The sequence below is a fragment of the Paenibacillus sp. J2L1-98 genome (genome assembly GCF_056269405.1).
Genome location: NZ_JBWDNW010000020.1, coordinates 1 through 24,532, shown reverse-complemented (window position 1 = coordinate 24,532; position 24,532 = coordinate 1). Strand labels below are relative to the sequence as shown.

Here is a 24,532-nt window from a genome sequence, read left to right as displayed (position 1 = left end):
AATGTCCCCAGTGGCGTTAAACATCGCTTCAAACAAAAGAACTGGGCGGCACTTATCGATATCTTACAAGGGGGCATGATGGATTTGAAAAAGATGAAATCGGTAGTTTCAGGCATTGCCGTAATAGCGACAGTCGCAATGATTTTAAGCGCTTGCGGCAATTCCGGCTCGAGCGGGGCGGCGAACAAACAAGACAACACAAGCAAGCAGGGCGACACTGCAAAAAACATTACGTTAACGATGATTGTGTCGGGGAACAAAGCGGCGAATGGACAAGACTTCGAACTCGATGTGCTTCCGAAGATGGTTCACGAAAAATTTCCGAACATCACGCTGGAAGTGCAGAAGCTGCCCGACGACCAATATATTACCTCGATCAAGACGAAGCTGGCTGCACAAGAGGCTCCGGACATCTTCCGGGTTTGGCCGAGAATGGGAGGAACAAGTGTAGGTGAGCTTTCGAAGGCCGGTTATCTTGCCGATCTTACGGATCTTCCGTTTATGAGCAACATAAGCGCCGGAGCAAGAGAGGATATGTCCAGCGACGGCAAAATTTATGCCGTTTCAAAGGGAATCGATATGCTGGGTACCTACTACAACAAAGATTTGTTCCAGAAGGCAGGCATCACCGAAACACCGCAGGATTGGGAATCGTTCTTGGCGGCTTGCCAGAAGCTGAAGGATGCAGGGATAACGCCGATCGTCATGGGTGATAAAGACCCATGGTGGATTCAGTTTGGTGTATATCAAATCGCGGCGAATACCGTCTATTCGCAAGAGAAAGAATTCGACACGAAGCTTAAAGCCGGCTCGCAGCAATTTACGGATCCGAAATGGAACAAAGCGATATCGATGTACAAAGATCTTTACGACAAAGGCTATATTGCGAAAAACACATTGGGCCTTAGCGGTCCGCAAGCAACACAGACGTTCGTTGACGGCAAAGCGGCTATGGTATTCGACGGCACATGGGATTTCCCGACATTATCAGCGAAAGGCGCGGTTGAATTCGAACGGGGCTTCTTCCCGCTGCCGGCTAATGAACAGGGCCAACCGGTTTGGCAGGCCGTTTCAACATCAGCAGGCTGGGCGGTAAACGCAAAGAGTGAAAATCTGGATGCCGTCAAGCAAGTAATAAACTATTGGTTCGATCAGAACTCTGAACTCTTCAAAGTATGGGCTGACATGAACCCTGCCATCAGCGCATTTAACTCTGTACCGCTTAAGAATGAGCTCTACAAGGAGTCGTATGAACTGTACCAAAAATCGGGCAACTCCATTTACTTCGCTAACCAAATGTGGCCGAACGGCGTTGCAGATGTCCTCCAGGCAAAATTCGGTGAAATTATCGGCGGTATGGGTACGGCGCCTGAAGACGTAACGAAAGCGATGCAATCGAAGTTTGACGAGCTTTGGAAGAAATAAAAGATTCAAAGAGGGCGGGCCTTAAGCGGCTCCCCCTCCATTAAGTTTTAGAAAGGAAGTTTCAACATGAACTCAGCAGTTATGAAGAAGACCATGTACTTGTTCGTTGTCCCGGCTCTGACGCTGTATCTGGTTTTCTGGATTTTTCCGATCTTCAGGATGTTTCAATATAGCTTTACTGACTATAACGGCTTCATTCAACATAAAAATTTTGTTGGCCTAGATAATTTTACTTATATTTTTAAGGAAGGCATTGCCGGTACATCTCTTTCGAACACCCTGATTTATACAGCCGTCTTCGTCATCTTCAGTAATCTCATTTCGCTTGGGCTGGCATTTATCCTGAATATGAAAATTCGAGCTACTGGCCTTTATCGCACATCTGCATATATACCGACTTTGTTCAGCGCAATTATCGTAGGGTTTATCTGGAGTTATGTTTATATGCCGGAGAGCGGGATGCTTGCAACGTTTATGAATTTGATGGGGTTGAATGGCGCGGAACTGAACCTGCTGGGAAGTTTTAACTCCGCGCTATACGCGATTACCGCAGTAGATGTTTGGAAACATATTGGAACGACAACTGTCATTTACTTAGCGGGATTACAGACTGTTCCTCAGGATATGATCGAAGCCGGAAAAATTGACGGCGCAGGGTCGTGGCAAACGACCAGATTCATCCGTCTTCCCATGCTGGCAACGTCCATCACGATTAATATTACGTTAAGTCTCATTAACGGCCTGAAAGCGTTCGACTATCCATTTATCATGACGAACGGCGGTCCAGGCCGGGCGACAAGCACATTGCTCGTCGATATTTTCCGTATGGCATTTAGGGAGCAGCAGTTTGGAAAGGCTTCGGCATTAGCTGTCATTTCATTTGCACTCATCATCGTGATCTCAACATTCTTCGTTCTGAAGTTGAACAAACGGGAGGTATCGGCATGAAGGTCGCCAAGCAAGCTATTTCTCACATCCTGATTTCAGTCATCCTGCTGGTCAATTTATTGCCGCTTATCATAGCTTTGTCCAGTTCATTCCGAACGGTGCAAAATATGACCAATCCGTTAAATCTGTTCTCTGAATTTTCGTTGGACAGCTATAAAGCGGCCTTTACGAAGATGCATTTCACGCAGGCATTGACGAACAGTCTGGTGTTAACGGTAATCTCAGTCATTGCGGTTGTTATCTTTACTTCGATGGCTGCTTATCCGATTGCCAGGATCAACAACCGGTGGAGCAAATTTCTCTATCTGTTCTTTCTTTCTGGACTCGTTGTACCAGGCCAGATGGTCATTATTCCGATCGTTCAGACGATGCAGGATCTTCATATTCCAACCACGCAATATACGCCGATTATTATGTTCGTTACATGCAGTATTCCGTTCTCTGCGTTCCTATATTCGGGATTCATCAAAAGCAGCGTACCGGTCGAGGTGGAAGAGTCTGCACTGATTGACGGTGCGGGATTGCTTCGCAGATTTTGGCAAATTGTATTCCCGCTGCTCCTTCCGGTGACCGTTTCCGTTATTATTACGCAAGGGGTATGGATATGGAACGATTATTTCTTTAATATGATTTTTATTTCGAAGGCTGCAAATGCGCCTCTGCCTTTAGCGATGTTGGGCTTCTTGGGTGATCAAACGAACCCGACAGCATGGAATGTCCTGTTCGCGGCTTGTTTCCTCAGCGCGCTGCCGCTATTGCTTATCTTCTCGTTCCTGCAAAAATTTTTCATCGGCGGTTTGACCGTCGGTTCCGTAAAAGGCTGATCACGATATGGCGGCCCCGACGTATTTTATACGCAAATACTTCATCTAGTGCCAAACGAAATAGGCCGCGATCCTGTCGCAGGCCCATTTCGTTATTGTTGTGCGAAATTCTCTCGGTATGCTTCCGGAGTATAGCCCGTCAGCTTCTTGAACACCCGGAAAAAATATTTGCTGTTATCGAAACCGAGCGATTTAGCGATTTTATATACCTTCTCATCCGATGTCACGAGCAGAATCTTAGCTTGATCGATACGGATCATATTGACATAATCAATGAAATTGACGCCGGTTTTTTCCTTGAATAAGTAACTGCAGTAGCTCGGATTAATAAAGAATAGCGATGAAATCTTATTCAGTGTCAGAGAGCGATGATAGTTTTTCTGAATATAGGTCTTGATATTCTCGGCCAAGCTATCCGATGCATAGACGCTTTTATCATTCAGCATGTCAGCGATGTTGGGAAGCACAAGCAGCATATAATCCTGAAAGGAATGAATATCATAAGAAGCGTCCAATATCGCGTTGAAGGAAGAGGAAGCAGAAGATCCGCCGGTCAATTCATAATAGTGCCGCATTAGACCCTTTACGTCCTCAATCAGAATTCTGCATGTTGTTTTCACTTCCGATAACGTGACGTTGGGAATACTGTGAAAGAATTCAAACAATTTGGCTGTCCAATCTTTCACTTGCTGCGAGTTACCCGCCTCCACGAAAAACATCAGCTCGTCCATATGCTCCCATACCAGGGGATTCTCGATTGGCTTTTCACCGTTATAGAACCTTATCTTAGGACTTACTTCGCCGATGCCTCTGCTGTTCAGTGCTGCAATGGTTTCTTGATAGGCTTCGTCCAGCTGCATCAAAGACTGCTTCGGACGGCTGACGCCGATTACAGGCGTGCCCTGGGTGTTGTCGATTTGCCATTCGATCCGATTAAGAATATGCGTGGTACTGTCCGGCATATCAGCTTCAAGATCCGATAAGAAGAGAAGGAAGAACCCCATGTGTTCGTTCTGCATATGCGGAATATAAATGAGTCTGTCAGCAATGTCAGGCACATCCTCCTTTACTTTTCCGCTGGGAAAAAAAGTTATGAGGAGGAACTGTTCTGCCTGCTTAAGCATTTGCAGTTTATCCGAGAGGAGGGAGGGAACCTTCTCCTTGCGATGGATACCTAGAATCATATTGCATAACGTCTGAAGGTCAGCCGTATAGTTGATTTCCTCATTTTTAAGTTCGCTGTACTCCATCTTTTGCTGGACCGACCGTTCCTCGACAATGAGCTGAATGGCCTTTCCGAGCGTATCCTCGATTTCCTCACGGCTGAATGGCTTCAGCAAATATCCGACAGCCTTGGCGGAGATGGCCTCCTTCATATATTCAAAGTCCGAGTATCCGCTGATAACGATGACCTTCTTATCCGGATACTGCTGCTGAAGCAGCTTTAGGAACGACTTGCCGTCCATCTCGGGCATTCTCATGTCCGTCAACACGATATCGGGGTCGAACTTCTGAATGAATTCCAATCCTTCTTCGCCGTTTTCGGCCTCGCCGACGCATTGAAGCTTGTCTCCAATGCCAGAGGATTTAATCTTCTTAAGCATCCCTTTTCTGAGCAGGGCCTCGTCGTCTACGATAATATACGTGTACATAACTCACCTCTATACAATTTTAGGAATGCGAATATGCACGGTTGTCCCCGCGTCCTTCTGACTCTTAAGGCTAAGGCCATAAGGATCCCCATAATACAATACAATGCGGGAATGGACATTTTTCAGTCCGATGCTTCGCTTGTCCCGCTGACCCAGCTCATTGAATTTAGGAGGTTCCGCCAGTACGCTCCGGATTTTATTAAGCTGCTCAGGCGACATGCCTGCACCGTTGTCCTTGACCTCGAAGACGATATCCTCGTCCGTCTCATGTACCGTTATCTCGATTGTACCTTTCATTCTCGTATTTTCTATACCGTGATAAAGAGCATTTTCAATAACCGGTTGCAGAATCAGCTTGAGCATGCGCAGATCCAGCAGCTTCGGATCGATTTCGAAACGAAAATCAATTTTATCCGCAAAGCGGATCTTCTGGATGGTCAAGTAATTGTTTACATGAGCCAACTCATCTTCGACTGCAACAAGCTCGCTATCCGTTTTAATACTGTATCGAAACATATCCCCCAGGGATTTGGTCATGATGGCGATGCTTTCCACTTCCTCAATCTCCGCGATGCTGTTGATCGATTCCAGAGTATTATAGAGAAAATGAGAGTTGATTTGCGCCTCCAGCGCTTTCATTTGGGAGTCCAGGGAGATCAATTTATTCTGATAGCTGTCCTTGATATAGTCGTTGAGGCTCTGAATCATTCTGTTGTACTCGGTGTAGAGGATGCCGATCTCATCCGTACGCTCCAGCTCCTTCTTGGCCGTCACGAGATGATGAGACTTATTCTTACGCATCACTCTACTGAGCTCGATGATCGGCTTCGTAATTTGACTGGAAAGAATGACGGACAGCAACATGAAAATCAGGGCGCACGTAATGGCAATATAAAGGATCAGCCGTTCGGATACGTCGTACTGCTTATACAGTTCATTCAAGGAAATAGAAGCGACAATTCGCCAATCGTTGTCCGGAAACGGTTGAATTACCGTTAACGTACCGCCTTGCGTTTCCTGAATCGTACCGTCAGGATTATTCGCTATTAATGTTCGCAGGTTGTCAGGTAACGATTGGCCAATGCTGTTTTGGGCATTATCATAAAGGATCTTTCCGTTACTGTTCACAAGGAACATATTCGTCATGTTCGGCACAATGTCTTTATCCAAGCCCTTGAAAATATCGAGGCTGCAGTCGAGCATCAGTACGCCGAGCAGCTGCCGGGTATTCGTATCGTACAGAGCTCTTGAGAATGTAAGGGAAGGCTGGGCATTGATAAGGAACGGTTTACGGTCTACGTCGCTGATGTAAAGGCCGCCGTTTTTTTTAAGTGTATTTTGGTACCATTCATCTTGCAGGGGCTTATAATCGACGACAAGATCGGTACCGATGCCGTAGCTGATCGCATTTCCGTCGGGCAGGAAAATGTAGATGCCCTTCAAGTAGCTGTTACTGAGTATCAAGTTGTTAAAGAAGAAGAGCATATTGTTTCGGGCCAAAAACAAGTCATATGACTCCATATTCGGTTTATTGACCAATTGGTTTAGCTGATCGGCGACCGTCTTCGAACCGGCTTGTGCGGAAAACTGTTGGAAGCTTATCGTGATGCGGTCAATGTTCTGATATATGTTATCGATCCTCTCGATCGAGTTCGCGATCGTATTGGAGGAGACGAGGGATACTTGCCTGCCGACCAGCTTGGTGTAGTTATTATAGGTACCCACGGTTACGATCACGATCGGAATGAGGGAGACAGCCATAAACACGAAAAACAGCTTGGTCCTGATATTCAGCTTTTTCATTCAGTGCCTCCTGCTAAGATCATATAAATATAGTATACCCTGAATGGTGACAGATGTTTTCGAAGTATAATTATCATAACTCCTGCGAAAGTATATTATTTTTAGTTATTGGAGTGCACAATATTTAGGTGTGTTGGCAGCTCAGCAGACCGATGTCATACTTGCGGGTGCTGCGAATATAAGAATTGCGTACTATAAATGCTGAAGAAAATACCAACAACTTTATGCTACGAAAGCAGGATAAATGTAGATCCATGTAGAAATATTTGATGACTATAAGAGAATAATATAATACTGTAATTAATTACCAATCTTAACGAGCTTAGATTATACAGAATAATTATGAAAAGGTGAGAATTATGGCTATCGAGAAAGAGTTAACTTCTCTTAAGTTACAAAAGGATACTGTAATTTCTACCTGGTTTACATATTTAAATAATCATTCTTCCAATACGTATATATTTTCCGAGCTAGAAGTACATGCCAATAACTATTTTGACTTTCTGTTAGATTTTAATAATTTCGTTGAAAGCCATCCTGTATATGAAGCTGTTACCATGTATTGTGAGATCGTATTTCTCAAAAAGAGAACACTGCCTTATATGCTTGCTATTTTTAAATGTTGGGAAACTGCGTTTATTCATATTTTATTAAAGAGTGAAAATCCTAAAGAAGCGTTATTGTGCATGGAAAAGATTTTAGCGAGGAATGGAGCGTTTGAACAAAAGTTTTTCGAATTATATGGGCAAAATTCTATCATGTTAATGAATGAAAAAGATACGAAAATCGAGATGCTGCATAACGACAGGATGAATTTGATCGGGAAGATGGCTTCCAGCATCGCGCATGAAATACGGAATCCTTTAACGGCAATCCAAGGCTTTTTGAAGCTGATTCGCTCAAATCTATCCAGAGGGACTACGGATAAAACAGAAAAATATATGGATATTATTGAAAATGAATTTGAGCTTATTAATTTGCAAATTACTGGGTTGCTGAGCTTCTCCAAAAACCGCATAACCGAAGAAATCTATATGGAAGTTTCTGTTTTACAGCTGATAGAAGCTATATTTTCTTTGTTGAATCCACGAATAATGAATGAAAATATCCATTTAACAATTAGTTGTGAATATGATTTTTTCCTTAAAGTTCAGAAAACAGCGATACATCAAGTATTATTTAATATTATTAATAATGCTATAGATGCATTGTGTGATAAACATGATGAGAAAGAAATAAGAATATTATGTGACGAAGACAATGATAATTATTTTATTCATATCATAAATAATGGTCCTGAAATACAAAAAGAAATAAGAGATACGTTATTTTTACCGTTTATCACGAACAAAGAAGAAGGAACCGGCCTCGGCCTCGCCATCTGCAATGAAATTATGCATAAGAATAACGGAGAAATAAATTTCATTACAAATAGTGTGCAAACAAATTTTATTTTGTCTTTTAAGAAATAGCTTTAGTATCAAGCAGTATGTTAAAAAAGCCGAACAGGGGATTATACCTGCGCGGCTTTTTTAGTTCGAAGAGTATATTAAAAAAGCTTCATACACAAATGTTTACAACTCTTTATTAATAAGGTATTCTGCAGAAGAGTATCGACGGCAAGCTTTGGTGATCAAGGAAAGGAAATGGTTGCATCATATTGAAACACTATGAATGAATAAAGTGAGGTTTATGATCGATGTCTAGCATAAAAGAAGTCGCGAAGATGGCGAATGTATCGATCGCCACCGTTTCGCATGTTATAAATGGAACACGATTTGTCGCGGATGATACGAAGGCTAGGGTAAAGCAAGCGATGACAGCGTTAAAATATTATCCGAACTCCGTCGCCCAAAGTCTCCGCAGCAAAAAATCAAAATTGGTAGCGCTTATCATTCCTAATATTTGGAATCCTTTTTTCTCGGAATTAACGTATTATATCGAAGATGAGCTTAACAGCGAGCAATATAAACTGTTGCTTTGCAACAGTGAAAGGAAGCCTGATAAAGAAATCTATTACCTGGATATGCTGCGGCAAGATAAGGTGGCCGGCATCTTAGGGATTACCTACAACGAAATAGACAACAGCGTCAGCGATGAGATTCCAATGATCAGCATTGACCGTCATTTCAGCAAGAAAATCACATGCGTAACCTCGGACAATTTTGAAGGCGGCCGTATGGCTCTTAGGGAACTGGTGAAAGCTGGCGCGAAGAAACCTGCTTTTATTGGAAATGTCACTGCTGTTTTCAGTGAAACTATGAAGCGGAGAGCGGGTTTTGTTCACGAAGCCGAGACGATGGGGATCGATTATGTCGTATATGAGCGGCCGGATCCGATCCGCGATTACGATACCTATTACAAGGATTTCTTTGAGCTTCACAGCAATGTAGATGGCGTTTTCGCTATCACGGATATGTTGGCAGCGCAATATATCGAGAGAGCTGGCAAACGCGGTATTCAAGTTCCGAAGGATGTAAAGGTAATCGGATATGATGGCATCCAGGACCACCATTACTTTCATCCAGTGTTATCAACAATCAGGCAGCCTGTAGAGGAAATCGCCCGAACGGCCGTGCGTCTTCTATTTAGAAAAATCGAAGGTCATACATTGGAACAGGAAACCTATCAGCTGCCGGTCACTTTTAGATTAGGAGAAACAACTTGAATTTGATCTAAATAAAATAACTTTTTGTTTCAGCTGCCTGCTTATAGCGGGCAGTTTTTTTATTGACAAAATCAAACGTTTCAAATAATCTTAATATTGCCAGCAAATATAAACGTTTACGTAAACGTTTATGCGGTAGCGACTCAAATAAAACTTCGATATAGAAGAGACTTTATTTTTCTTTATGATAACGCTTACAATCAGGCGTTTTGGTATCTCTTGAAAGGGGGGGATAGGGGTAGCGGGATTATGCTTTGAACGAATGAAATTAACTAGAGGAGAAGTGTATGCAATGAAACGAAAAAGCCTGCTCAAAAAGTTAACAACAAGAATGATCATTCTTTCTATGTTATCGAGCTTTTTTATGATTAACACTCCTACGATAGTAAAAGCGGCGACCACCATTACAAACCCCAGCTTTGAATCCGGGAATTTAAACGGCTGGACGACGGTTAGCGGAACAGCATTTAGCGCGGCAGATGTTACAACGGACACCGATTATTGGAATTTGCAAAAGTTTAACCAGCATAATTTTTGGCATATTTGGGGCGGGAAGGGCGATAACTCCAAGGTTGGCGTCATGAAATCGGAGACCTTCACCGTAGGCGGCGATGGGTTAATGGATTTCCTCATCGGGGGAGACAATGACATCAATAACTTGTATGTCGCATTGGTTAGAAACTCTGACGGTGTGGAGCTGTTGAAAGCGACAGGAAGCAGCACGGATGCCTATTCGACTGTGAACTGGGATGCTTCGGCGTATATCGGAACCGTATGCTACATCAAGATTGTGGACAGCTCGACGAGCGGTCACATTAATATAGATGATGTGAATGTTCCGCCTACCGCTTCGCTAAATAATCATGTGGAGCCGGCCATCTATAATCATGATTTTGAATATACGGACCTTGTCCCATGGGAGATCAAGGGCTGGATAACTGTCAGCGGAGATGCTTTTGTTCCGAGCAGCCTGACGCACGAAACGAATTACAGCCAAGGCGGAAAGTTCCTCAAGAACGGCAGCTATCATCTTTGGGGCGCGAAAGCCGGCGGGGATGGGGATGTAGGCGTTCTTAAGTCTGAAACCTTTACGTTAGGTGGTAATGGGGGTGTAGATTTCTTAATTGGCGGGGGCAGAGACAGCAGCAATCTGTATGTTGCGCTCGTCAGGTCTTCAGACGGAACGGAATTGTTCAAGGAAACCGGACGCAATTCTGAAATGTACCAGCGGGTATTTTGGGATGCATCAGCCTATATCGGGCAGGATCTGTACATTAAGATTGTCGATAATGCTACCGGCGGTTGGGGCCATATCAATGCGGATGATTTTCATGTATTGAATTCCCAGTATGCAGGCGGGCTGCTGGGGCATTGGAAGCTGGATGAAAATACGGGGAAGGCCGCCGCTGAAACCGTAACGGGAACGACGGATCCGATTGAGTATCATTTGAATACCGGTGTCTATCAATCGTCCCAGGATCCGTTATGGAAGAGCGACGGCATCAGCAACAGCGCACTGCTGTTTGACGGCTACTCTACATGGATCACACGTACGCCTGATAAAATTCCGGTTCCGCAAAAAGCGGTTACCGTTGAAGCATGGGTTGCGCCAAGAAATTTTGAGCATGGCGATGAAGGCCGGCTTTCCGCAATTGTCAGCCAAGGCAACCGTGAAGCGAAAGAAGGCTACATACTGGGCAACTTCCGGCACGGGACATGGGGCTTTCAATTCGGTACAGGCAGCAGCTGGCGTGAAGTGATGTCGGATACATTGCTGCCTCTCAATGAATGGTCTTATATTGTTGCTACCTATGAAAGCGCTACCGGAATGGCGGCGTTATACCAGAACGGGAAACAAGTGGCGACGGCGCACTTCCCTCCAGGCGAACAAATTGTACCTAGCGCCACCGATTTATTAATCGGAAAAAACAGCCAGAGCATGTGGCTCTATGGCTACTCGTTAAACATGTTCAGCGGTTTGATGGACGAAGTGAAAATCCGCAATGAAGTTATGGGCTCCGTAGAGGTAGAGAATGCATATAACAGCTATGTGTCGGCGCTGAGCGGAAACCTGCCAACCGCAGACGAAAAAATCGATCGCAGCGTAATGGCGGGCGACACGCAGCGTCCTCAGTTCCATGCGGCGCCTCCCGTACATTGGCAGAACGAACCGGGCGGAGCCATCTATTTTAACGGACTCTATCATATTTTCTATCAAAGCGCTCCGAGAGGGCCTTATTGGAACCATATCCGTTGGGGGCATATGGTCAGCAGCGACATGGTGAAATGGAGAGATGCGGAGGATGCCGTTATTCCGGGCCGATATGACGTCGATCCCGAAGGCGCATGGGCCGGCGGAGCGGTCGTGGACGATAACGGCGTACCGACTATCTTCTATACGGCCGGAGATGACAGAAAATCGCCGAATCAGCGCGTAAATATTGCCAGAAGCAATTATCCGGTCGATCAAGATAATGATTTGAATCAGTGGAATAAAAACATGAATGTTGTGGTGGATCAGCAGTCGGGACAAGGGATGACGGGAGAGTTCCGCGATCCGTTCGTGTTCAAGGACGGCAACGAATGGTTCATGCTCGTGACATCCGGCATTTCCGGACAAGGCGGTACGGCGCTCGTTTATTCGACAACCGATTCGAGCTTTCAATCCTGGACTTACCGCGGTCCGTTATATACCGGGAATGCGACGACGTATCCGTTAACCGGACAAGTATGGGAGCTGCCGCAGCTGCTTCCGCTCGGAACAAGCGGCAAGCATATTTTTATGATCAACCCGGCCAAAATGGCGCAAACCGAACGCCAATCCCGCTATACGTTGTACTGGATCGGCACATGGGATAAAACGACGGCTACTTTCACACCGGACAATGCAGAGCCGCAGCTGTTTGACGTCGGGGATCATTTTACCGGACCGGCTGCATTTAATACGCCTGACGGCAGAACGGTCATTTATACGATCGCGCAGGGCAGAAGAACGGCAACGATGGACTACAACGCAGGTTATGCCCATAACTTCGGACTGCCGCTAAGCGTATACCTTCGTCAGGACGGCAAGCTGGGGATGGAGCCGATTTCCGAATTAAACACGCTGAGAGGGACGCAGCTGGTCAATCTTACGACCGATACGACTTATGCGGCGGCGAATACAGCTCTGTCGTCGATATCCTCGGATATGCTTGAAATTGAAGTGGAAATTGATCCTGGCTCGGCGAACGAAGTCGGCCTAAGTGTGCGCCGTTCCCCTAATGCGGAAGAAGAAACGATCGTTTACTACAAGAAGAGCTCGACCGAATTTTGGGTGAACCGGACCAAATCGAGCCTGAATCCAGACGTAGAGAAGTGGTATCAGGGCGGAGCCGCCGACATCGGTACAGAAAATATTAAGCTGCGTACGTTTGTTGACCGTTCCATGGTTGAATCGTATTTGAACGGCATCAAAGCATTAACGACAAGAGCTTACCCGACCCGCAGCGATGCGAAAGGCATTCGAATATGGGCCAATAGCGATACGGGTACCGTTGTCATCAAGAAGCTGAAAGTATGGGAAATGAATTCGGCATATGAGGCAGTTAATCCGACAAGCGTTTCCCTGCCGGCATCCAAGACGATCATTAATGGAGACAGCCAGCTGCTGCGGGCGACGGTTTCACCTGCGAATGCATCGAATAAAGATGTCATCTGGACTTCCAGCAACAATGCGGTAGCATCTGTAGTCAACGGAAGGGTAACCGCGAAGTCCGTAGGAACGGCGACCATTACGGCAAAAACCCGAATCGGGAACTTTACTGCAAACAGCGCGATTACCGTTACAGCGGAGCCTGCCCATGACGGATTAATCAATGGCGACTTCGATGACAATCTGTCCGGTTGGACGATCTTAAGCGGCAATGCGTTCAGCAGCCAAGATGTAACTGACGCGAATGATTGGGGGCGGGGAGGACCTTTTAATCAACACGGCAGCTACCATTTATGGGGAGGCAAAGACGGCGGTGACAGCCAAACCGGATCGATCCGCTCACAGAAATTTATTCTCGGCGGCAATGGACAAATTAACTTTCTGGTAGGCGGCGGCAACAATATTTATGATGAATATGTTGCGCTCGTCCGAAGCTCGGACGGTAAAGAACTGTTTAAAGTAAGCGGCGGAGACAAAGAATCGTATACAAGGGTTTATTGGGATGCTTCCGATTACATTGGAGTCGAGTGTTACATTAAAGTTGTGGATAATGGAACGGGAGGATGGGGTCACATTAATGTGGATGACTTCCAAGTACCCGTACAGCCTCCAACAACGACGAACATCACCAACCCTGACTTTGAAACAGGAAGCTTATCCGGTTGGACGATTGTAAGCGGCACTGCTTTCAATAATCTTGATGTAAGCACAGATACAACTTACTGGGCTCCGGCTCGTCCATTCAACCATAACCCCACATACCATATGTGGGGTTTTAAAGACGGCGGAGACAGCCAAATCGGGGTCATGAAATCGAGCACATTTACGCTGTATGGAAAGGGCTGGATTGATTTTCTGATCGGGGGCGGCAATGATCTCAGCAATGAGTATGTTGCACTCGTCAGAGCATCCGATGGGGCGGAGCTCATGAAAGCGACAGGTTATAACGACGAAGGGTACACCCGATTGTTTTGGGATGCATCCGCCTATATCGGTGAGCAGGTATATATCAAGGTTGTAGATAATGCGACGGGCGGATGGGGTCACATCAACGTTGACGATTTCCATGTTTACAATACGGTAAGCGATATAACGGCAGCAGACCGGTATGAGCAGTATCGCCCGCAGATCCATTTCTCGCCGGACCGGAAATGGATGAATGATCCGAACGGTCTTGTTTATTATGACGGGGAATATCACTTGTTTTATCAGCATAATCCGGCGGGCACCACATGGGGACCGATGAGCTGGGGGCATGCTGTCAGTACGGATATGGTAAATTGGAAGGATCTTCCGATTGCGCTTGAACCGGATACGAACGGCTTTATCTGGTCCGGTTCGGTCGTTGTAGACACAAACAACACAAGCGGCTTCCAAACAGGCACGGTTAAACCGATGGTCGCCATATTTACGCATGAAAGCGGCGGTACGCAGGTGCAAAGCATCGCTTACAGCAACGATAAAGGAAGAACATGGACAAAATATGCTTCAAATCCGGTTATTACGATGCCTGCAGGATTGACGGTTTTCCGCGATCCGAAAGTATTCTGGCATGCAGGCACCAGTAAATGGGTGATGGTTATTTCCGCGGGAGACCGTGTGCGAATCTACACGTCATCTAATCTAAAATCATGGACGTATGCCAGCGAGTTTGGAAGCGCGGACGGTTCTCATGCCGGCACATGGGAAGTACCGGATTTATTTCCTTTGGCGGTTGACGGCAATGGGGCTAATACGAAATGGGTATTGGCAGCCAGCATTAGCAATGGCGCTCCAGCCGGCGGATCGGGAACGCAGTATTTTGTCGGATCCTTCAACGGTACGACTTTTACAAATGATAATACAGCGGGTACTGTGCTTTGGGCTGACTCCGGCTCCGATTTTTATGCCGGCATTTCCTACAGCGATATTCCAGCTGCGGATGGCCGCCGGATCATGCTCTCGTGGATGAATAACTGGAATTACGGGCAAAGCATTCCAACCTCGGTCTGGAGAAGCTCGATGACCATTCCGCGCGAGCTCAAACTGACGGATACGGGCGGTGGCGCTGTAAGAATGACGCAAACACCGGTTGCAGAGCTGTCCGGCATACGCGGAACAAGCAGCAGCTGGACGAACCAAACAATAACGCCGGGCAGCAATCTCCTATCCGGCGTGACGGGAAATGCGGTAGAAATTGTTGCGGAATTCCAGAACAATACGGCCACTGCAACCGAGTATGGCTTTAAAGTGCGTAAAGGCGGCGACAACTTCACAACGATTGCTTACAATAAGACGAATTCTAAGTTTTTCGTTGACCGTACCGCATCCGGCGAATCGCATTTCGACAGCAGTTTTGCGGCAAAACATGAAGTAACGATGTCAGCGGACAATAATAAGATCAAAATGCGGATTTTTGTAGACCGTTCTTCCATCGAGGCATTCGGTAATGACGGTAAGGTTTCCATCACGGATCAAATCTTCCCGGATCTAGCCAAAAATGGACTTGAGCTTTATGCGACGGGCGGAAACGTAACGCTGAATAGCCTTGCCGTTTACGAACTGGGTGCGACGGCTGAATTAACGAACCATGATTTTGAATCCGGAGATTTAACCGGTTGGACAGTAGTCAGTGGTACAGCCTTTAGCAATGCGGTTGTCTCGGATGCCAGAAACTGGGGCTGGGGCGAATTTTTTAATAAGAGCAATGTGTACCACCTGTGGGGATATAAAGCGGGAGATGCGGCAGTAGGGGTGCTGAAGTCGGCAAACTTCATTGTCGGCGGCAGCGGAAAGATCGATTTCTTGATCGGCGGCGGCAGCAACCTCTCGAATCTTTATGTCGCTCTCGTAAGAGTGTCCGACGGTGCCGAGCTGTTAAAAGCGACGGGCGCCAACAGCGAGGCGTTCTCACACGTCATATGGGATGCTTCAGCTTATAAAGGCGTCAATTGCTATATTAAGATTGTAGATAACAACACTGGCGGCTGGGGCCACCTTAATGTAGACGATATTAACGTACCCGTAAAGTAAAGCTCGCAAAAGAGACAGCTCAGAGACAGCTTGCTTAGATCAACAATGACGCGTAAAGATAATGAAATGGCGGTGCAGGGAGTTAGTCCTGAACCGCCGTTTCTTTATTCCGAACAATTACTGCTTCCTGAAACAAATTCCCGCACTTGCTGTTTGCAGCGCAAGTACCTCAAACTGACTCAAATCTCCCGATTTCCCCGCGCTTTCGTGCAAGGAGCTTGAAGGGACATCCTTCGCAGCTCGCGCAGCGGTAATGGCGATGTTAGCTGACTCCGTCGGTAATCAAACTTAATCGCCGTTATCGGATCACGATCTGCAAATAGTTTCAGAAAATCGAATTAAACTGCCGGGCGGTGAATGATGCTTAAGCCAGAAAAAATATTTGAGTAACATGTAGGATTTTGTAAGTTTGCGTAGTTTATCCGTAGTATTATGTTAGGTTTTCTGACTCATATCTAACAAGCGGGTAAAATGATGAGAATGGGGAAGGAGGGTGTCCGATGATCTTATTTCGGCAGGTCGAGAAGCATTACGGCGATTTCCATGTACTTAAGGATATTAATCTTCAGATCGAGCAAGGGGAGGTCGTTGTCGTAGTGGGACCGTCAGGTTCCGGTAAAAGTACGATGCTTCGTTGCATTAACCGTTTGGAAACCATTACAAGCGGTGATTTGAAAGTAAACAATCATACGGTCAACGATAAGAAGACGGATATTAATAAGCTAAGACGAGATATTGGCATGGTGTTTCAGCATTTTAATTTGTATCCCCATAAGAAAGTGATCGACAACATTACATTAGCTCCTATGAAAGTGCTTGGCCTGACGAAGCAGGAAGCCGAAAGAACCGCGATGTATTATTTGGAGAAAGTCGGGATTGAGGACAAGGCTAACCAATATCCGTCTCAGCTATCGGGAGGACAGCAGCAGCGTGTAGCCATTGCTAGGGGACTTGCGATGAAGCCGCAGGTGATGCTCTTCGATGAACCGACATCCGCCCTCGATCCGGAGATGGTTGGCGAGGTTCTGGATGTGATGAAGACGCTCGCGAATGAGGGGATGACGATGGTTGTTGTCACGCATGAGATGGGCTTTGCGCGGGAAGTAGCCGACCGGGTCGTGTTTATGGATAAGGGGCATATCGTCGAGGAAGCGTCGCCTGATGAATTCTTTTCCAATCCGCGCGAAGAACGCGCACGCTTGTTTCTAAATCGTGTATTAAATCATTAGCATAAAAGGGGAGATTCGAAATGATGGCAAAGAAATGGTTGGCAGGCAGCTTAATGTTCATTGTAATGTCGGTATTTGTACTCGCAGGTTGCGGAGGCGAAAAAGAGAACAGCGCTAACACCAGCTCAGGCGCAAGCGCTAAGCCGGATGCTTCCGCTTCGGTGCTGGATACGATCAAAAGCAGAGGCAAGCTCATCGTCGGGGTGAAATACGATACGAAGCTGTTCGGCTTGAAAAATCCTGCGAACAATGAAGTCGAAGGCTTCGATGTCGACATCGCGAAGGCGCTGGCGAAATCGATTCTTGGAGATGAGACTAAGCTTGAGCTGAAGGAAGTTACTTCGAAGACCCGGATTCCGATGCTGGATAATAATGAAATTGATTTGATCGTTGCGACAATGACGATTACGGAGGAGCGGAAAGAGCAAGTTGATTTCTCTGATGTGTATTTTAAAGCAGGACAGTCTTTGCTCGTGAAAAAGGGAAGTGCGATTAAAAGCATCGCCGACATAAAGAAAGGAACGAAAGTACTGGCCGTTAAAGGCTCCACATCCGTAGACAACATTATCGAAAAAGCGCCTGATGCGACCGTGCTGGAGTTTGATAATTATCAGGATGCTTTCGGCGCGTTAAAAGCGGGCCAAGGAGATGTATTAACGACGGACAACGCGATTCTGTACGGAATGATGGCACAGGATGCCGGTTATGAAGTGGTTGGCGAGCCTTTCACGGATGAGCCGTACGGTATCGCGATCAAGAAAGGCGAGACAGCGCTGGTGGATGCCGTCAATAAAGAGCTGGCAGCGCTGAAGTCGAGCGGCGACTACAATAAGATCTATGAGCAATGGATCGGGACAGCGCCTTCCGAGTAAAGCAATCACAACAAAAGAAGGGTGGCCGCGGCCACCCTTCTTTTAAAATATAAGAATTTATAAGTTTCACATTTAGAATAAGCTTATATTTCACCGCGAAACGAGCTGTTGCCGCCAAAGGACGGCGGCAGCCGTTTGCGATTGCAGGTCAGATTTGCAAGGGGGATAAATCATGCCGGATTTCTCGATCTTAACCAAATACTTTGACTTCTATATGGAAGGCTTTGTGAACACGATCTATTCCAGTATCTATGCTCTAATCGGCAGCTTTGTACTGGGGACAGTCATTGCTGTATTTCGGATATCGTCCATCAGGCCGCTGCGGTGGGCGGGTACGGTATATGTTGAATTTATCCGCAACATACCGCTTTTGCTCGTTGTTTATATTTTTTTCCTAGGCCTGCCCTCGATCGGTATTACATTAAGCGGGTTTGTGTGCGGAACAATCGGGCTTGCGGTATACACCGCCTCCTTTATAGCGGAAGCGATCCGGGCGGGCATCATGTCCGTACCGAAGGGGCAGACGGAAGCGGCACAGTCCTCCGGCTTAACGTATGTACAGACGATGAGATATGTTATTCTGCCGCAGGCGATCAAAATTGTCATCCCGCCGCTTAGCAACCAGTTTATTAACCTGGTTAAAAATACATCGGTGCTCAGCGTTATTGCCGGATTGGATCTCATGTATTTCGGGGATAAAATCGCCAGCAGAACGTATGCCACCTTCGATACCTATATTTTTGTCGCTGTATTTTACTTAGTGCTGACTCTTCCTTTAAGCTACATCGCGCTTCAATTGGAACGAAGACTGGCTAAACGGGGGTAGAAAGGAGGATGACAGATGGATTTTGCCAATGCTTTTTCAATTGAAAATGTAAGGTTTATTCTTGATGGCTTTTACATGACGCTTAAAGTGGCGTTCCTCTCTATTGTTTATAGCTTTGTGCTAGGCTCTATTGTCGGAACGGTCCGTTATATGAAAGTGCCTGTTCTATCGCAGGTTCTGGGCCTGCTCGTCGAAATACTGCGCAATTTGCCGCTGCTTCTCATTATTTTCTTCGCAAGATTCGCTTTGCCGGATATCGGGATTCAACTGGGTCCGGTATACGCTACTATTGTTGCTTTGACCTTGTTTGAAGGGGCTATGATTTCGGAAATCGTCCGCAGCGGCTTGACTTCCATTCATAAGGGGCAGATTGAAGCGGCTCGATCATCGGGGCTCGGCTACATGCGCACCCTCTGGCATATCGTTCTGCCGCAGGGGCTGCGCCGTATGGTGCCGCCGCTTGTCAGCCAATTTATTTCATTATTGAAGGACACGTCATTGGCCGTCGTTATTTCTTTGCCGGAGCTTATGAACCAATCAAAAATTGTCATCGGACAAAGCAATAATTATGTCGTTCCCGTTCTTCTGTTCGCCGCAGTCTTGTACTTTGGCGTTAACTTTGCTTTATCATTAATTGCAAAAAGGTTTGAGACAAAAATCGTTTAGCGTTAAGGGGTCGTTAGCAGGATGTTTGAGCTTAGTAAGGAAATGATGATCCTTGTCATCGCAGGAGGGTTTCTTGCGGCATTTGTCGACTCTGTGGTAGGCGGGGGCGGATTGGTCGCCGTCCCTGTTCTGCTTGTAACGGGAATGCCGACGACTGTCGTGCTTGGAACGAATAAACTGGCCGGTACGATGTCCTCCTTGACGAGTACGGTTTCATTCATGCGGTCTGGACATGTCGATGTCAAAATGGTAACCAAATTGTTTGGCCTCTCTTTAGCGGGAGCGGTCGCTGGAACATTAGTGCTGCGATCAATCCCATCGGATTTTCTGAAGCCGATTGTCATTGTTATGCTGATTGCCATTACCGTATATACCGTTTTCCGCAAAAACTGGGGCAGCCGTTCTAACTTTCAAGGCTTGACGACAAGATCCTCCTGGCTTGCGGCCTTAGCTGCGGCAGGCTTGGGATTTTATGACGGATTTTTTGGGCCCGGAACAGGCGCTTTCTTAATCTTTGCTTTTCTTATGCTCGGTCTTGATTTTGTAAGGGCCGCAGGCAATGCGAAAGTGTTGAATTTCGGCAGCAACGTTGCGAGCCTCAGTACCTTTATGCTGCTTGGCCAAGTCAATTACAAGGTTGGCATTCCGATGGGAATCGCAATGATATTCGGTTCCTTGCTTGGCTCGCGAGTGGCGATCCGAAAAGGCTCGGCATACGTTAGGCCGTTATTTATAGTCGTGTGCACACTGCTGATCGGCAAGCAGGTTTGGGATTTACTAAAGTAGCACATAGAGCAAACAATGAGCTGACTTCGTACGAAGTTGGCTATTTTGCATATAAGAAAGGTACAAATATCTATGAAAATAATAGCCCATTGTTTACAATGATTGTAACTGAGGGGGAGGGATGATTTGCGGAAATATACGAGTATCGTCGGTATGCAAATGATACTGGCAGCTGCAGCTACAGCGGTAGCAGGCGAATTCAAAATAACGCCCTTTAGCGGAGAAGTGTTTCGCATTGGACTAGGCAGCAGCGCTTTTTTGCTATTCCTGCTCTTAATGCGGCAGCTGCCCTATGTGTATACGGGCTTGGTTACGGGGTTTACGGTGCTCGTCTTCCGGACGGTCATCGACGGATTCGTTTCCTATGGGACGTTCTCGCTCTTTGCAAGTTTGCAGACTCACTTATCGGCGGCGCTCTATTACATCATTTTCGCAATGGGAATGAAGCGGGTCCAAGGCCGTTTACCGGAGCTTCATCCGCTCCTGCTGACTGGCATCATTTCACTTATTGATTTTATATCCAATGAAGTAGAGCTGCTGACCCGCAGTATTCTATTTGATTTGCCTTATCTGTACAAGGGGCAGTGGATGCTGATAGGGGCCACCTCCGTAGTACGAAGCATCTTTGCGGTTGGTATGTACAGCAGCATTATTATAAGTCAGATGCGGGTCGTTCATAACGAACAGCAAAAGCGGATGGAACAAATGCTTAATGTCGGTTCTGGCTTGTACGGAGAAGTTTTTTATTTGAAAAAATCGATGGATACGATTGAGCAAATTACGGGCAAAAGTCATAGTTTGTACTGTAAGCTGAGCGACGCCGGAGAAAAAGAAGTAAGCCGGTCTATACTGGAAATTACGCAGCAGATTCATGAAGTGAAGAAGGACTCCCAGCGCATTTTATCCGGCTTGCTGAAGCTGTTCGACCGGGAAACGACTTCCGACATGACCATTGAGGAAATCATTGTTTTTGTGATCAACACGAATGCCGGCTACAGTAAAATGTTAAAGAAAGAGGTCCATTTCGAAAAATGGATAGAAACCGATTACGCAACAGCCCACTACATTCCGCTATTGACCGTGCTTAACAATCTGGTCTCAAATGCAGTAGAAGCCATTGATACGAAGGGAACCGTACGGATCAAAGCTTATGAACAGGAGGGTGAAACGGTACTTGTCGTTTCCGACACGGGAACAGGGATTGCGGTGCAGAATAAGGAGGTTATTTTTGAACCGGGATTTACGACGAAATTTAATGATGAGGGATGCGCGGCGACCGGAATCGGTTTATCCCATGTTCGCGATATAGTTCATTCATCAGGCGGCAAGCTGTGTTTACATACGTCTGGTCAGTCCGAAGAAACAACCTTTGTTGTCGCTTTTTCGACCAATACATTGAAATTAGGGGTGTGATGACCGATGCTTTCATTTGGTATTGTGGATGATGATGCGGTGAGCATACGGATGCTGCAAAGCATCATCGAAAAAAGCTGGCTTGGCGAGGTAATCGTTACAGCGGAAAACGGGAGTGATGGCGAACGGGCCGTTCTTGGTGCGAATCCGGACGTCCTGCTGATCGACCTGTTGATGCCGGACCAGGATGGGATTGTGACGATAAACCATTTAAAGCGGCAGGGCTACAGCGGAAAGTGTGTAATGATATCGCAAATCGAGAATAAAGAAATGATTGGCAAGGCTTATCAGGCGGGGATCGAATTTTATATTCATAAACCGATTAACCGGGTGGAAGTCCAAGCTGTATTGACCAAAGTGAATGAGCTGTGGAAGGTTGGCCGCTATTTAAATGAAATCAAGGACTCTATGGCAAAGCTCAGCAATCTGAATATGGATCTGGGGAACAGCCAAAGAAAACAGACCGTTCGTGAATTTATTCAACCTATTTTTAGGGATATGGGGATCATCGGCGAAATCGGATGCAGAGACATGATTGAAATTATGGAGCATCTTATACATCATCATAAAGCAGAGTCGCTTCCGCCCCTAAAAGAATTGTATGAGGTCGCCGCCCGTACCCATCGCGATCCCGGAAGAGAGGTCAAAGCGGTGGAGCAGCGGATTCGCCGCACGATCATGAGCGCTTTTTCAAACCTCGCCAATATTGGCTTGGCGGACTACGGCAATCCTAAATTTGAACATTATGCGCCGCTCTATTTTGATTTTCAAGATATTCGTATGAAGATGAAAGAGATCGATGAAAGGCTGAAGCCGGGAAAAGGAAAGGTCAATATTAAAAAGTTTCTGCAGGTGCTTTACTTGGAGGTGCTCGATAAAAGAAGAAGTCAGCCGTTTAAATAAAGACGCAGCCGGTTGGGCTTTGCTCCGGAATACGATTAATAGGAGGTTGGAATCCAATAGATGATCTATATGACGGATGTTTAGGGTGCCGGCTTGCTCACAAATTGCAGGATACATATACGGTGTACGAGAATGAATGGATTGCTTGTCTGCTTGATATTGCTCCTTTGAATGAAGGGCATGTGTTGATTCTTCCCAAAAAGCATTATGTAGACGTAGACGAGCTGGATGATATAACCGCTCATGCAGTCATGAAAGCTTCAGCTCTTATAGCAAAGGCGTTAAAGCGGCAATTTCAACCGGACGGCATCTCGGTCATTCAAAATGGCGGCAAGTTTAACGACCTTAACCACTATCATATGCATGTTTTTCCCCGGTACGAGAATGACGGTTTTGCTTGGGTTGAGCCGGCAGATGCCGCTCTTGCAAAGGAGCGGCTGGCTGAAACGAAGGATAAGCTGATTAAACATTTACGTTGAAAGATATTTACATTAAGGATTGGATATCTAATGTTTGTAATTTGGAGTTGTCGTCGTTTTTGGTCACAGGCTCTTGCCCATTTTCCAATCCTTTTATTGATAGCTAATTTTTTGTGCAATCATTTTAGCCATTGCATGTTTATGAGGGATGCCTGAGGAATTACAGTCAATTATAACTTCTGAACTGTCCTTAATGAGCCAGTCTTTATATTGTGCAAGTAACTCTCCAGAATGCCACTTAAACGCATTGGGTTCCTTTTCAGGTGGTGGAGCTATAAATGGTTTGTTTACAAACACATTAAAAACATGAATACCATTTGTATTTGTAAATTGCTTATAATTACTAAATATGTCGTTTCGATATTCAGGCTTAATATAATGTAATACGCCGCTTGAAAAAAGGATGTCGAAATTGGAATCCAAGCGAAAATCTAATATATCTGCTTTAAACGCTTCAATCGATATTGGAACAACATCATGAAATTTATTATAAGTAATCGCATAACCAGCTGGAATTTTTATTCGCATTAAACTCACAGTGTTATCACTCCTATTTAATTTGTTTGAAGTATTCGCTACAAGTTTAAGCAATCCTGCTAGTTAGTTGTATGAAGGGGCTACCATGTGGCAGCCCCTTCGATTTAACTCCCTCGTACTTGTTAGTTCAAACTTCAGTTTGATAAATCTCGAACTGTATCGGTTTACTTTTCAAAGATATCTTGAAAGATTCATGATTTTCCACTTCATTAAAATACTCCTCTAAATCACCGCCTTCATCAAAAAAATACCATAGAGCAATATGTTTCAGTTTACTTATTTCATCTGTTGGTTCAAAGGTGAAATTGCATATAAGTTGTTCCATATGCGAGTACCCTCCAATCTTTTCATAAACAGAAAATTGACGAACAAAATTTACATAAACTCTACCAAGATAAAAACCAGTTGAATCGGAGATTCCACATTCAAAGAGCAAACCTGACTCTACATCACGATCATCATCCCCAACATCTTTTTTCGAAAAGAATTTGAACACTCCCCAAAACTTTGATATATGATTAATATCTTCACCTAGTTCATCTTCAAGACATTTTTTTAGATAACTTTCTGCATCTTGTAATTTAATCACATTTTCATCTCCTGCATTGTCAAATCTTTATAGCTGTAGTTTGCCTGAAGTAAATCCACATTATCCCACTAAACTAAGAAGACGGCAGCCACTTATGAACTGCACCCCGTCAAGTAGACAGTACAAATAACAAAAATCAATTAAGCGGCCTTGGTCCTAAATTCCATCGGACTGAGGCCGTTTAGTTTTGCTTGTAACCGTTCGTT

The 24,532-nt window shown here is 45.6% G+C and carries 17 protein-coding genes and 1 pseudogene; 14 read left to right on the top strand and 4 right to left on the bottom strand.

What is annotated here, in order from left to right:
• The first annotated feature begins 93 nt into the window (after window positions 1–93).
• The 3 genes from AC0YNZ_RS24785 to AC0YNZ_RS24775 all read left to right on the top strand — a co-directional run bounded on the left by AC0YNZ_RS24785 (window position 94) and on the right by AC0YNZ_RS24775 (window position 3,197).
• Window positions 94–1,425: an ABC transporter substrate-binding protein gene (locus AC0YNZ_RS24785; RefSeq protein WP_475829207.1), complete on the top strand. Its 1,332-nt coding sequence runs from the start codon at window positions 94–96 to the stop codon at window positions 1,423–1,425.
• A 66-nt stretch (window positions 1,426–1,491) separates the two neighbouring features.
• Window positions 1,492–2,373: a carbohydrate ABC transporter permease gene (locus tag AC0YNZ_RS24780; protein WP_475829158.1), complete on the top strand. Its 882-nt coding sequence runs from the start codon at window positions 1,492–1,494 to the stop codon at window positions 2,371–2,373.
• Entirely contained in the window at window positions 2,370–3,197 is an 828-nt protein-coding gene (locus AC0YNZ_RS24775; RefSeq protein WP_475829157.1) for a carbohydrate ABC transporter permease, read from the top strand. Before AC0YNZ_RS24780 ends, AC0YNZ_RS24775 begins: the two co-directional genes overlap by 4 nt.
• A 92-nt stretch (window positions 3,198–3,289) precedes the next feature.
• Here AC0YNZ_RS24775 and AC0YNZ_RS24770 read toward each other — a convergent pair whose 3' ends face one another.
• Together AC0YNZ_RS24770 and AC0YNZ_RS24765 are read right to left on the bottom strand one after the other, a co-directional pair.
• Window positions 3,290–4,849: a response regulator transcription factor gene (locus AC0YNZ_RS24770; RefSeq protein ID WP_475829156.1), complete on the bottom strand. Its 1,560-nt coding sequence runs from the start codon at window positions 4,847–4,849 to the stop codon at window positions 3,290–3,292.
• A gap of 9 nt (window positions 4,850–4,858) precedes the next feature.
• Window positions 4,859–6,652: a sensor histidine kinase gene (locus AC0YNZ_RS24765; RefSeq protein WP_475829155.1), complete on the bottom strand. Its 1,794-nt coding sequence runs from the start codon at window positions 6,650–6,652 to the stop codon at window positions 4,859–4,861.
• A gap of 359 nt (window positions 6,653–7,011) precedes the next feature.
• Between AC0YNZ_RS24765 and AC0YNZ_RS24760 the strand changes: the two genes are divergently transcribed.
• From AC0YNZ_RS24760 to AC0YNZ_RS24710, 11 genes are all read left to right on the top strand, one after another.
• On the top strand, window positions 7,012–8,124 hold the full coding sequence (locus tag AC0YNZ_RS24760) for a sensor histidine kinase (RefSeq protein WP_475829154.1): 1,113 nt from the start codon (window positions 7,012–7,014) through the stop codon (window positions 8,122–8,124).
• A 227-nt stretch (window positions 8,125–8,351) separates the two neighbouring features.
• Complete coding sequence (locus AC0YNZ_RS24755) at window positions 8,352–9,320, top strand: LacI family DNA-binding transcriptional regulator (protein ID WP_475829153.1); 969 nt, start codon at window positions 8,352–8,354, stop codon at window positions 9,318–9,320.
• A 292-nt stretch (window positions 9,321–9,612) separates the two neighbouring features.
• On the top strand, window positions 9,613–16,026 hold the full coding sequence (locus AC0YNZ_RS24750; protein ID WP_475829152.1) for a GH32 C-terminal domain-containing protein: 6,414 nt from the start codon (window positions 9,613–9,615) through the stop codon (window positions 16,024–16,026).
• A gap of 500 nt (window positions 16,027–16,526) precedes the next feature.
• Complete coding sequence (locus AC0YNZ_RS24745) at window positions 16,527–17,255, top strand: amino acid ABC transporter ATP-binding protein (protein WP_475829151.1); 729 nt, start codon at window positions 16,527–16,529, stop codon at window positions 17,253–17,255.
• 20 nt (window positions 17,256–17,275) lie between these two features.
• On the top strand, window positions 17,276–18,127 hold the full coding sequence (locus AC0YNZ_RS24740; protein ID WP_475829150.1) for a transporter substrate-binding domain-containing protein: 852 nt from the start codon (window positions 17,276–17,278) through the stop codon (window positions 18,125–18,127).
• A 172-nt stretch (window positions 18,128–18,299) separates the two neighbouring features.
• Window positions 18,300–18,953: an amino acid ABC transporter permease gene (locus AC0YNZ_RS24735; RefSeq protein WP_475829149.1), complete on the top strand. Its 654-nt coding sequence runs from the start codon at window positions 18,300–18,302 to the stop codon at window positions 18,951–18,953.
• A 15-nt stretch (window positions 18,954–18,968) separates the two neighbouring features.
• A complete protein-coding gene (locus AC0YNZ_RS24730; RefSeq protein WP_475829148.1) occupies window positions 18,969–19,619 on the top strand; it encodes an amino acid ABC transporter permease in 651 nt (216 codons plus the stop codon).
• Window positions 19,620–19,640: 21 nt separating this feature from the next.
• Entirely contained in the window at window positions 19,641–20,405 is a 765-nt protein-coding gene (locus AC0YNZ_RS24725) for a sulfite exporter TauE/SafE family protein (protein ID WP_475829147.1), read from the top strand.
• Window positions 20,406–20,531: 126 nt separating this feature from the next.
• The gene (locus tag AC0YNZ_RS24720; protein WP_475829146.1) at window positions 20,532–21,818 is read left to right on the top strand and encodes an ATP-binding protein; all 1,287 of its coding nucleotides are present in this window, start codon (window positions 20,532–20,534) and stop codon (window positions 21,816–21,818) included.
• A 6-nt stretch (window positions 21,819–21,824) separates the two neighbouring features.
• The gene (locus AC0YNZ_RS24715) at window positions 21,825–22,721 is read left to right on the top strand and encodes a response regulator (RefSeq protein ID WP_475829145.1); all 897 of its coding nucleotides are present in this window, start codon (window positions 21,825–21,827) and stop codon (window positions 22,719–22,721) included.
• Window positions 22,722–22,777: 56 nt separating this feature from the next.
• The gene (locus tag AC0YNZ_RS24710; protein ID WP_475829206.1) at window positions 22,778–23,200 is read left to right on the top strand and encodes an HIT family protein; all 423 of its coding nucleotides are present in this window, start codon (window positions 22,778–22,780) and stop codon (window positions 23,198–23,200) included.
• A 93-nt stretch (window positions 23,201–23,293) separates the two neighbouring features.
• Here AC0YNZ_RS24710 and AC0YNZ_RS24705 read toward each other — a convergent pair.
• A pseudogene (locus AC0YNZ_RS24705) lies at window positions 23,294–23,653 on the bottom strand (class I SAM-dependent methyltransferase); the annotation flags it as partial.
• 211 nt (window positions 23,654–23,864) lie between these two features.
• Entirely contained in the window at window positions 23,865–24,326 is a 462-nt protein-coding gene (locus AC0YNZ_RS24700) for a hypothetical protein (protein ID WP_475829144.1), read from the bottom strand.
• Window positions 24,327–24,532: the final 206 nt, after the last annotated feature.